This window comes from Streptomyces sp. NPDC056987 (assembly GCF_042673865.1).
Taxonomy (GTDB): Bacteria; Actinomycetota; Actinomycetes; order Streptomycetales; family Streptomycetaceae; genus Streptomyces.
In genome coordinates this window covers 1-9,869 of the sequence record NZ_JBHURV010000076.1, presented here as the reverse complement: position 1 = coordinate 9,869, position 9,869 = coordinate 1, and the positions used below count along the sequence as shown (strand labels likewise).

At 66.9% G+C, this 9,869-nt stretch carries 12 protein-coding genes and 1 tRNA gene; 8 read left to right on the top strand and 5 right to left on the bottom strand.

Annotated elements, in window-relative coordinates:
• Positions 1-201 precede the first annotated feature (201 nt).
• The gene (locus ACFTZC_RS41580) at positions 202-1,419 is read right to left on the bottom strand and encodes a DUF3631 domain-containing protein (protein WP_382899280.1); all 1,218 of its coding nucleotides are present in this window, start codon (positions 1,417-1,419) and stop codon (positions 202-204) included.
• 306 nt (positions 1,420-1,725) lie between these two features.
• Here ACFTZC_RS41580 and ACFTZC_RS41575 point away from each other — a divergent pair, with 306 nt between their 5' ends.
• From ACFTZC_RS41575 to ACFTZC_RS41565, 3 genes are all read left to right on the top strand, one after another.
• Entirely contained in the window at positions 1,726-2,211 is a 486-nt protein-coding gene (locus ACFTZC_RS41575) for a helix-turn-helix domain-containing protein (RefSeq protein WP_382899278.1), read from the top strand.
• A gap of 188 nt (positions 2,212-2,399) precedes the next feature.
• Positions 2,400-2,618: a helix-turn-helix domain-containing protein gene (locus tag ACFTZC_RS41570; RefSeq protein ID WP_382899276.1), complete on the top strand. Its 219-nt coding sequence runs from the start codon at positions 2,400-2,402 to the stop codon at positions 2,616-2,618.
• On the top strand, positions 2,618-3,766 hold the full coding sequence (locus tag ACFTZC_RS41565) for a tyrosine-type recombinase/integrase (RefSeq protein ID WP_382899274.1): 1,149 nt from the start codon (positions 2,618-2,620) through the stop codon (positions 3,764-3,766). Before ACFTZC_RS41570 ends, ACFTZC_RS41565 begins: the two co-directional genes overlap by 1 nt.
• A 56-nt stretch (positions 3,767-3,822) precedes the next feature.
• Here the strand turns inward: ACFTZC_RS41565 and ACFTZC_RS41560 are convergent, their stop codons facing one another.
• Entirely contained in the window at positions 3,823-4,323 is a 501-nt protein-coding gene (locus ACFTZC_RS41560) for a hypothetical protein (protein WP_093438623.1), read from the bottom strand.
• 466 nt (positions 4,324-4,789) lie between these two features.
• On the bottom strand, positions 4,790-5,830 hold the full coding sequence (locus ACFTZC_RS41555) for a hypothetical protein (protein WP_201045262.1): 1,041 nt from the start codon (positions 5,828-5,830) through the stop codon (positions 4,790-4,792).
• Between the two features lie 138 nt (positions 5,831-5,968).
• Between ACFTZC_RS41555 and ACFTZC_RS41550 the strand changes: the two genes are divergently transcribed.
• Both ACFTZC_RS41550 and ACFTZC_RS41545 read left to right on the top strand, forming a co-directional pair.
• Complete coding sequence (locus ACFTZC_RS41550) at positions 5,969-6,274, top strand: helix-turn-helix domain-containing protein (protein ID WP_093438628.1); 306 nt, start codon at positions 5,969-5,971, stop codon at positions 6,272-6,274.
• Positions 6,267-6,791, top strand: coding sequence for an ImmA/IrrE family metallo-endopeptidase (locus ACFTZC_RS41545; RefSeq protein WP_229823328.1), 525 nt, complete (start codon positions 6,267-6,269; stop codon positions 6,789-6,791). The genes ACFTZC_RS41550 and ACFTZC_RS41545 overlap by 8 nt, the downstream gene beginning before the upstream one ends.
• A 260-nt stretch (positions 6,792-7,051) precedes the next feature.
• Here the strand turns inward: ACFTZC_RS41545 and ACFTZC_RS41540 are convergent.
• Positions 7,052-7,125: transfer RNA gene (locus ACFTZC_RS41540), tRNA-Gly, on the bottom strand.
• A gap of 231 nt (positions 7,126-7,356) precedes the next feature.
• Between ACFTZC_RS41540 and ACFTZC_RS41535 the strand changes: the two genes are divergently transcribed.
• The 3 genes from ACFTZC_RS41535 to ACFTZC_RS41525 all read left to right on the top strand — a co-directional run bounded on the left by ACFTZC_RS41535 (position 7,357) and on the right by ACFTZC_RS41525 (position 8,717).
• The gene (locus tag ACFTZC_RS41535) at positions 7,357-7,578 is read left to right on the top strand and encodes a hypothetical protein (protein ID WP_382899272.1); all 222 of its coding nucleotides are present in this window, start codon (positions 7,357-7,359) and stop codon (positions 7,576-7,578) included.
• A 70-nt stretch (positions 7,579-7,648) separates the two neighbouring features.
• The gene (dcd, locus tag ACFTZC_RS41530) at positions 7,649-8,224 is read left to right on the top strand and encodes a dCTP deaminase (protein ID WP_382899270.1); all 576 of its coding nucleotides are present in this window, start codon (positions 7,649-7,651) and stop codon (positions 8,222-8,224) included.
• Positions 8,225-8,231: 7 nt separating this feature from the next.
• Entirely contained in the window at positions 8,232-8,717 is a 486-nt protein-coding gene (locus ACFTZC_RS41525; protein ID WP_382899269.1) for a phosphoribosyltransferase, read from the top strand.
• A gap of 49 nt (positions 8,718-8,766) precedes the next feature.
• On the opposite strand, the gene ACFTZC_RS41520 is transcribed toward ACFTZC_RS41525, so the two are convergent.
• Positions 8,767-9,690, bottom strand: coding sequence for a Yip1 family protein (locus ACFTZC_RS41520; protein WP_382899267.1), 924 nt, complete (start codon positions 9,688-9,690; stop codon positions 8,767-8,769).
• Between the last annotated feature and the right edge of the window lie 179 nt (positions 9,691-9,869).

Genomic DNA, 9,869 nt, shown 5'->3' with positions numbered 1-9,869 from the left:
GCGAGAGTGGGTGAAGGCAAGGGGGAGTGCTCCAAGAGGTGCGAGGTTCGGCCCAGGGGCGCGAGGACCCGTCACGACATGTCGCATGCCTGGTCAGGGCAGATGCGGGTGCGGCGGTGACGTCGAGACGACTCGTCACCGGATCTCGACCTGTCACCGCCTTGACCTGCGCGGAGACGAGTCGTGACGGGTCGTGCAGGGTCAGGCCCCGGTCGCGGCCTCGGGGCAGTAGCGGGCCCAGGCGTCGGCGAAGTGCCGACGGGTGTAGCCCCGAGCCTGGACGTTGCCGTGGAAGCGCTTGGGGGCCGAGCTGATGCCGTACTCGTTGAGCAGGATCTGCAGGCCCCGTGGAGTTAGGCCGTTAGCGGTGTACTCCGGCCAGGGAGTCTCGGCGTCCTTGTTGAGGATGTCCAGGAGCCGACTGGTGCGCAGCGCTGGTGGGTTGCCCTCGGAGGCGAAGGCGCGGCGGACGTCGGCCAGGAGGCGGATGCCCAGGCTGCTCCGGTCCTGGTCCTGTTCGGCCTCGTGCTTTGCCATGACCCGGCAAGCATTGCGGGCGAGGGAAGGCCACGTCCCGCCGGCGAGGTCGGCGACTGCGACCAGTGGCTGCCAGGTGTCGGCCGCCCGGTCTTCGACCGGCATGGAGGGTGTCAGTTCCATCGCGCTGGCGTGGAGCGGGCCCAGCCATGCGGCGAGTCGCTCGCGCAGGGCGTGGAGGGGCGGGGTGTCCCGGAAGGTACGGAATTCGGCGACCTTCTCGCCCGGCATGCGTCGCCGCATGCGGATCACGACCGAGCGGTCCATGATCGTGTCAGGCAGGTCTCCGATTCCGGCGAGGGCTGCCATGGCGAAGGTGGGGAACTTCGACACCTCGTGGTTGGGTCCTGAGACCCGCAGGGTCGGGCGGTTGCGCTGGTGACCGGCGTTGAGCAGGCCGCGCATCTCCTCGTTCTTCTCCGCGACCTTCGCAGACCCGAAGAGGGTGTCGGCCTCGTCGACCAGCAGGGTGGGCGGGGTGTCGGTGATCGACCGGAACACCGCGGCGGCCGAGGCGTTGACCGTGATGAGCGGATCGTGGACGCTCTCGGTGATCACGTCCAGGAGCCGTGACTTACCGCACCGCTTCGCAGGCCCCACCACCGCCAAACGCGGCGCGTGCTGCCATGCCGTCTGCAGGTGTGTCGCCGCAACCCACAACGTCACCGCCACTGATGCCTCCTTGCTCGGCATCACCACGTACCGCAGGATCTGCTCCCGCAGCGACGTGAGGACTTCTTCGCCTTCGGAGGCGGAGGCGAGGTGGTGCTGTTCGGAGGAGGGCCCGTCCTCATTGGGACGGGGGCGGCCGGGTACGGCCACGGGCGGCCAGGCGGCTGCGCCGACGGGAAGAGATGGCGTGCTAAGGGCGGGATCGTCCATACTGGACATGTAGCTCCTCTGCTTGCAGGCCAATGGGACGGCAATCCCGGCTTGCAGGTCAGTCGTTCAGGGATGGGCGGCATGAGGTTTGCGCGCTGAGCCCCTCGGTGTTGGGTCACCGGGGGGCTTTTTGTGCTTCTGGGCAGGTCGAAGCGCGCGCCGGCGGACCGGTGCGGTCTGCTGGGGAGTTTCAACTGTACCACCATCTATGCCGATCGCATAGCGCTTTGCGATCGGCAGAAGTGATGCTAGCGTTATGACATGCGCCGAAGTGGCGGTGAACGCGGAGAGCGAGAGGAGGCGGCGATGTCGGATGACGAAGAGGGCTCCGAGGGAGTGCTCCTCAGCGGCGAAGAGAACGCCACCGTGCGGATCAAGCTGGAACGGGAGAAGCGCGGCTGGAGCACCACGACGCTGTCCGACCACATGAACGAGGCCGGGTTCGACATGAACCCGTCCGCGGTGTGGCGTATCGAGAACCGCAAGCGACGCATCAACCTCGACGAGGCCATCGGCTTCGCCGAGATCTTCGGCGTCCCGCTCAGCAACTTCGTCGGGCCGCCCAGCCTGGCGACCATGGGCCGCGCCATGGAGCTGATCGACAACGTCGTCGCCACCTACCGGGCCTCCAACCGCGCCAACCACGAGGCACGGAGAGCCCGCTACCAGCTCGATGCCTACCTCGCCGACCACCCGGACATCCGTGAGGAAGCCGACGTGATGGTCTCCAACGCCATCGCGACCGAGCTGATCAAGGTCAACGAGGAGTACGGTCCCGCTTCCGACGCGTAGCGAACCGATCCAGCCGCCGCAGTGGGAACGCAAACCCCCGCTGCGGACGCATCACCCGTCCCATCCCTGAACGACACCAGGCCAGCCCAGGGTTGCCGCCCTGCCCGCCGGCCAGAACCGGAGCACCAACCTTGCGCCCTTCGGCGATACCGCACGTCCCTGCTCAGCGCACCCTCCAGCCGGAGGAGGTGACCACCACCGACCCCCTCCTCACCGTGGAGCAGGCTGCCGAACGTCTCGGCACCGGCGTGCGCTTCATCCGGCGACTCGTCCAGGAGCGCCGTATCCGCTACGTCAAGCTCGGCAAGCCCGTGCGGATACCCGAGAGCGCCATCGCCACATACATCGACGAGCGCACCGTCCCGGCTCTTCGCGATGAGCGTTCCCGCTACGGGAAGGCCGCCTGATGGCCACCCGCAAGCCGCAGAGGCGGCGTGAATTCGGCACGGTCCGCCAACTGCCCTCGGGGCGCTGGCAGGCACGCTACTGGGCCCCGGACGGCAGCCGCCGTACCGCCCCGGAGACCTTCTCGACGCGCACCGACGCCCAGACCTGGCTCACGCTCACCCAGGCCGACATCGAGCGCAAGCACTGGGTCGCCCCGGACGTCGGCGCGGTCAACTTCGCTGCCTACGCAAGCCAGTGGGTCGAGGAGCGCGCCCTCTCGGTCACCGCGGAGGAGCTGTACCGCAGGCTCCTGCGGTTGCACCTGCTGCCCACGTTCGCCTCGGTGAACCTGGACGACATCACACCGCCCGGTGTGCGTACCTGGCGGGCCGAGCGGCTGGAGGCAACCGGTGCGACGACCGTCGCCAAGTCGTACCGCCTCCTCAAGGCCATCATGGAGACGGCCGCCGACGACGAGCTGATCCGCCGCAACCCCTGCCGGATCAGGGGCGCCGGCAGTGAGAGGGCCAAGGAACGCCCCACCGCCACCGTCGAACAGGTCGACGCGCTCGCGGATGCCATGGGCCCCAGGTGGCGGCTGATGGTGTACTTCGGCGCCTACGGGCCGATGCGTCCGGAGGAGCAGGCGGCGCTGCGGCGGCCCGACGTCACGCTCGAACCGCTCGCGGCCAGGATCAGCGACGCCGCGCCGGAGCTGACTACGGGCCGTCGGGTCGAGGGCGATACGAAGTCGACCGCCGGACGCCGAACCGTCTTCCTCCCGGCCTTCTTGTACATCGAGGTGAAACGCCACCTGGACTGGTACGCGGAGAAGGAGCCCAACGGCCTCCTGTTCGTCGGCGAGCGGGGCGCGCCATTCCGGCGGTCCACCTTCGGCCGCAAGTGGCGCAGGGCGCGCGCCAAGGTGGGCCTGCCGGAGGACTTCCGCTTCTACGACCTCCGCCATACCGGCCACACCTTGTCCACCCAGTCGGGCGCCACGCTCAAGGACACGATGGTCCGCGCCGGCCAGTCCTCGGAGAAGGCGGCGCTGATCTACCAGCACTCCGATGGTGAGCGGCAACGGGAGGTGGCGGACGGCATCGACGCGCGGGTGCGTCAGCAGCGTGCTCAGGCCGGTCCGAGGCCAACCAGTTCCAAGGCGTGAGGCCGAGGGGCGGGCGGGCTACCGCTCGCCCCGGCGCCGCGTCCCACTCTTCGCCATCAGAGGTGCCGACGCATCGCGGTGATGCAAGCGGTCTTGGCGGCGTTGGATCTCTCCCGGGAGTACGCGGTACCCAAGTTCATGCCGCTGTCGGATGTGATGGGGGCTTGGAGCCAAGCCACGCTCATCTGAACACCCGCTTCAGCCCGAGCGGTGGCAACGAGAGTGGCGTACGGCCCGGCCACCGACGACGCTTCGATCTGCAACCACGCTTGGTGGAAGGCCATGCGTGCCAGGATGGAGCTGACCTCGTCGGTCAACTCCCGACGTGCTTCTGGAAGGTCAGGCCGCCGACGGATTCGGTACGGCATCTCCAGGTATTCCTCGACTGCTGTCAACGCCTCTGCGAAGGTCTTGGACCGTCGCTCTCTCCTCACCGCACGCTGGTTCAGCGTGTAGGTGATGTAGACGCCGAGTAGCGCGATTACGGGGACAGTCAGGGCGGTGGTCTGTGCCCATGACCAGCCGCTCGCCGCCTCTGCGGCCGAGACGATCTCCACGCACTACTCCCAGGCATGCCGTGCGGCGCATCCCTCACGAGCCACCGGCCACCCTGGTCGCCTCCGGTCAGGCGCCAGTAGTGCTCAAGGAACAGGTGCGTACGAACGACCTCGATGAGGTCGAGAAGCCCGTTCTTGCTTGTCCACCGGTGCTCCTCAGGATCGTACGGGTGCCAGAGGCAAAGGGCATCGTCTACCGGGTACCGATGCTTTGACGCCGCACCTGGGTTTGCGTGCACGCGGGGGAATTCGCTTGGCTGAAGCCCGTAGGTTTCGTATGCCGGGTGCTTGAAGAAGCGGATCTCCACATCGAGCGGCTGGGCTCCCGCAACGTCCAACCCTCTGACCCTGTAGGTCAAGGTCTCTGCCTTGTAGGAATGTTGGAGTGCGCCGCCGAAGCGGTGGCGCGCCTCTCGCTCCAGAGGCGCCCACCACGCCGGCTGTACCCCGTACCAGAGGCCCATGCCTACGGGGCCCAAGCGCGAGTCGGGGTAACCCGTGGGGTCAGGAGGCCAAGGCCGGAGGCGGCGCTTCCGGTCGTTGCCACGCTCTGAACCAGACGCGCTGCCTCTTCCTCGGCGGCAGCTTCTGCGTCAGCGGGGTCGATGTCGGGGATGATCTCTGGCAGTACCTGGTGGAGTGCGTGCTGGGCGCTGAGTGGACGTCCTGCTGCCTCGTGGTCGACAGCGAGGTCGATGTAGTCCCTGGCGGTTCGTAGGCGCTTGCGCACGTCCGTGATCGGCAGGCCGAGAGGGATGTCTCCTGCTACGCCCGCGGGGTCAGGGGTGGCTCCGTCTTCGAGCTGCTCTGCCGCATAGGTGAAGAAGAGCTGCAGGGCTTCGATCAGAGGCATGGGCGTGTTGATGCATCCCAAGGCCAGCGCCTTGATGTTCCAGGAGCAGAGAGGCTTGCTGTGGGTCGAGTTCCAGTGCTTGAGCAGCCTCACGACCCGAGCGAAGACCATGTTCGTGTCCTCGATGGCTTTGTGCACCATCAGCGTATGACTGACCGGATCGGCCCTGTCCCATCTCGCTGCGATCTTGTTGTTGGGGATGAACAGACCCACACCGGTGGGGTGGGGGATGGCCGTCATGACGTCGGCCGTGAAGTCCTGCTGCCCCTTGGTCACCGGGGCGCCGAAGCGTACGAGCACCGCGCGTCTCCGGCCGACGACCTCAATCGTGAGGTTGGGAAACTCGTCTTCCAATCCGGCCCGGATCGCGGCGCGCGCTCGCTCCATCAGCGACAGAGCATCCTTACCCTCAGGTCCGTAGCCTTCCGCGTCGGTGGGAGACAGGATGACCCCGAGGTCGACATCGGTCAGGGGGGTGTTCGCGTCGCCGTGCGCCACGCTGCCGTTGAAGTAGCAGGTCGACCCAGGAAACGCTCGCCTCATACATGCGGTCAGCAAGCTGCGGCGGCGCTTTGCCTCCGCGAGCTCATCGTCTGTCACCTGGATCTTGCGGCGGCCCTCATTGAGCAGGGTTGCTAGAGGCTTCTTCTGCATCAGAACTTCCTTCCTTGTACTTCCTGCCCCAAGGGATGCCCTAGGTTCCAGTTTGCCAAACTACTCGGTCATTCCAGTCTCACAAACATGGTTTGGGAGACTGGAACCGGCAGTGGTGGTGCTCCAGGATGGGAACTGATGGACTATTTCTATGAGCGCTTTGGGGACCGTGTTCGACGGGCCCGCATCGCCTGCGGGATGAACCAACAGGCCCTAGGTGAGGCCGTGGGACTCAATCGGACGTCGATCAGCAACATTGAGAAGGGTCGTCAGCGAGTCGCGCTCCACATGCTCTACGAGTTCGCCGCAGCCTTGCGGGTGGAGCCGGAAGCGCTTCTGCCGACTCCCGGCGATCAGCCAGACATCCTGGATGCGGTGCCGGAAGATGCACGCTCGTGGGCGCAGGATGTGCTCGCGAATGCTGAGGAGGAAGATCGTGGCTAGACGGGCCGAGGCTCGCGCAGCTCAATTGCTTGCTGACTGCGGAGTGTTTTCACCGCCCGTCAACGTCGAGCGGCTCGTCAGGCATCAGGGAGCGATGGTCTCTAGGAGCTCTTTCAAAGATGGTGACGTATCAGGGATGTTGCTCCGGCGGGACGGGCAGTCGCCGGTGATCGGGGTTAACGACTCCCAACCCCCCTTGCGTCAGCGCTTCACTATCGCCCATGAGCTCGGACACCTCCTGCTGCACCCGGGGCGCGAGGTCGTCCTAGACCGCCCTGTTCGAATCAACCTGCGTGATGGGCTGTCCAGCACCGCTACGGATCGCGAAGAGATTGAGGCGAATGCCTTCGCTGCGAGCCTGCTGATGCCGGCCGATATGGTGCGCGAACAACTCATGCTGCTGCCGGTGGCGATCAGGCAGGATCCTGACCGATGCACGACTGCGCTTGCCGAGCGCTTCGAGGTCAGTGCGTCGGCGATGGGCTTTCGTTTGATCAACTTGGGATTGGTCAGCTGAGGACGCGGGGGCGGTGTCACTCCAAGGGTGCGCATCCTGCCCTGGGGAACGAGCCTGCATGTTCCCGCCGAAGGTGGCGCAGATCACTTGTGTTCGCCGACGAAGAGCGAGTCGCCGCCGGGCTGGTGGTGCCGAGGTAGATGAGTACCACCTCGGCTAGGGGGCGATTAAGGGCCACTTGGGGCACGCGGAGGGCACGCTGCACCGCAAGAGGTCTAGACAACAAAGAAGCCCCGGGCCATTGGCCTGGGGCTTTCGTGTGGAGCGGGTGACGAGAATCGAACTCGCGCTCTGAGCTTGGGAAGCTCATGTTCTACCATTAAACTACACCCGCTTGGCGAGCCGGTGATCGGCTTCGCATCGTCGGTCACTCTACCTCATTCCCGGCCCCGGGTGTCGTTCGCTCCCCGGTTCGGTCGGTGTCGTTGGAGGTCGGGAAGTGCGTTCGGCGGGCGGTGGGGGCGGGAGTTGGGGCGTAGGGTCGGGGGCGGAGTGCCGCTTCTTGTGGTGTCCCGATCATCCCCTAGTGTGGGCGTTCGTCCGCGTTTGTTGGGGAAGGGACTTGATGGACTTGATGGAACGCACCGTCGTCCGCTGTGCCGAAGGGCACGTGTTCAGTACTGCTTCGTTCCCGATGCAGCAGCTCGGCGCCGGACGGATCGGCCCCGGCCGGCTCATCCGGTGTCCCCGTTGTGCGCGGTTGCGGCATGCCGTGCCCGTGGAGGTGTCGGCGGAGATGGTGAACACGGTGAACAAGGTGGAGCGGGGTCAGGTGGAGCAGCGCTGACCTTGGGCGGGTGAGGCGCGCGGGGCTGCCCGATTGGGGTGGGCTCGCGCGCCTTGCGTATCCTCGGGGCGTGCTTCTCTCAGACAAGGACATCCGGGCCGAGATCGACTCCGGGCGCGTGCGCCTCGATCCGTACGACACGACGATGGTGCAGCCTTCCAGTATCGATGTACGGCTCGACCGGTACTTCCGGGTGTTCGAGAACCACCGTTATCCGCACATCGACCCCGCCGTCGAGCAGGTCGATCTGACGCGTACGGTCGAGCCCGACGGCGACGAGCCGTTCATCCTGCACCCCGGCGAGTTCGTGCTCGCGTCGACGTACGAGGTCATCTCGCTGCCCGACGACATCGCCTCCCGGCTGGAGGGCAAGTCCAGCCTCGGGCGGCTCGGACTGGTGACGCACTCGACCGCCGGCTTCATCGACCCCGGGTTCTCCGGGCACGTCACCCTCGAACTGTCGAACATGGCGACCCTGCCCATCAAGCTCTGGCCCGGGATGAAGATCGGGCAGCTCTGTCTCTTCCGGCTCAGCTCGCCGGCCGAGTTCCCCTACGGGTCCGAGCGGTACGGGTCGCGGTATCAGGGGCAGCGGGGGCCGACCGCCTCGCGTTCGTACCTCAACTTCCACCGGACGCAGGTGTGACACGGGCATGACGGAGCGCCGGGAGAACCTGTCGTACGAGAAGTTCGGCCGCGCCGTGCGCGAGCTGGCGCAGAGCATCGCGGACGACGGCTACGAACCGGATGTCGTACTGAGCATCGCGCGCGGCGGGGTCTTCGTCGCCGGCGGGCTCGCTTATGCACTGGACTGCAAAAATATTCATCTGGTCAACGTCGAGTTCTACACGGGTGTGGGGACCACGCTCGCGATGCCCGTCATGCTCGCGCCCGTCCCGAACCTCGTGGACTTCTCCGACAAGAAGGTCCTGATCGCGGACGACGTCGCCGACACCGGCAAGACCCTGAAGCTCGTGCACGACTTCTGCACGGGCCATGTCGCCGAGGTGCGCAGCGCCGTCATCTACGAGAAGCCGCACTCGCTCGTGAAGTGCGAGTACGTGTGGAAGCGCACCGAGTACTGGATCAACTTTCCCTGGAGCGTCGAGCCGCCCGTCGTGCGCCGCACAGGGGAGTGAGCGGACGCGGGAGTGAGCGGACGGGGGCGGGTGTGCCGCCCCCGTGCTCCTACAGGGTGCCGAGCTTCAGCAGCGACAGCAGCCCGATGAGCTGGATCGCCGACGCGCCCAGCGCCTTCGGCCACGGCAGGTCGTGCGACTTGCTCACCATCACGGTGAAGAGCGCGCCCGCCGCGACCCACGTCGCCCAGCCGATGATCTGCACCAGAGAGTTCTCGCCGCCCAGGAAGAGCGCGAAGAGCAGGCGCGGGGCGTCCGTGATCGACATGATCAGCATGGAGAGGCCCACGGTCGGCTGCCAGGCGCCGTCGCCGCCGAGCTGGCGGGCGAGCGAGTGGGTGACCGCGCCCAGGATCAGTCCGCCGATGACGAAGGCGACGGCCGTCGTGAGGACGTACGGGATGGCCGTGGTCAGCGTCGCGTTGATCGCTTCCTCACGGGCCGTGTCGAAGCCGAACAGCGCCAGCAGCCCGTAGAGGAACGTCACGATCAGGGCCGGGCCCCAGATCGGGTAGTCGCGCATCTGCAGGAACGTCTGCGCCGGGCGCAGGACGATGCCGCTCAGCAGGTCCTTCCAGGGCAGCCGCGGGCCGGTCGGAGCCGGGGCCGCGCCGGCCTGGTAGGGGGCGCCGTCGCCGTAACGGTCCTCGTCGACGCTGAACTGCTGGGTGTGCCCTGGGTTGTTGGCGTACGGGTCGCCGTGGTGCTGCGGCGCGCCGCCGTGCCCCTGCTGCTGCCCGTACGGGTCACCGAAGTACTCGGGTTCCCCCTGCCGGCCGCCGCCCCCGTACTGCGCGCCGCCCCCTTGCGGACCACCGCCCGCGGGGGGCCACTGCTGTCGGCCGTACGACGGCGCGCCCTGCTGACCGCCCCCGTATGCGGGGGGCGGCGCCTGCCGTCCGTACGGCTGCTGCTGCGGTTGCTGTTGCGAGGTGCGGTTGTCCCGGCCGCGTCCGATCCTGAATCCAGCCACGCAATCGAACGTACCCGCTCCTGACAGGCGCGGTGACGGAGGTGGGGAACAGGAGGGCCTTTGCGGCCGAGCTGTGACATCCCTTAGCTTGATCTTTAACCTGTGCGGCGTGGTCGTGGGGTGGTCGACTTCTTCGTTCGTTGTTTCGCCGCCGGTGTTTTGCGAGGTGTGTGGACGTC

Coding starts and splice junctions, on each gene's coding strand:
- ACFTZC_RS41575 (WP_382899278.1), top strand. CDS start 1,726: ATGTCGGATGACGAAGAGGGCTCCGAGGGAGTGCTCCTCAGCGGCGAA.
- ACFTZC_RS41580 (WP_382899280.1), bottom strand. CDS start 1,419: ATGGACGATCCCGCCCTTAGCACGCCATCTCTTCCCGTCGGCGCAGCC.
- ACFTZC_RS41535 (WP_382899272.1), top strand. CDS start 7,357: ATGGACTTGATGGAACGCACCGTCGTCCGCTGTGCCGAAGGGCACGTG.
- ACFTZC_RS41555 (WP_201045262.1), bottom strand. CDS start 5,830: ATGCAGAAGAAGCCTCTAGCAACCCTGCTCAATGAGGGCCGCCGCAAG.
- ACFTZC_RS41525 (WP_382899269.1), top strand. CDS start 8,232: ATGACGGAGCGCCGGGAGAACCTGTCGTACGAGAAGTTCGGCCGCGCC.
- ACFTZC_RS41565 (WP_382899274.1), top strand. CDS start 2,618: ATGGCCACCCGCAAGCCGCAGAGGCGGCGTGAATTCGGCACGGTCCGC.
- ACFTZC_RS41550 (WP_093438628.1), top strand. CDS start 5,969: ATGGACTATTTCTATGAGCGCTTTGGGGACCGTGTTCGACGGGCCCGC.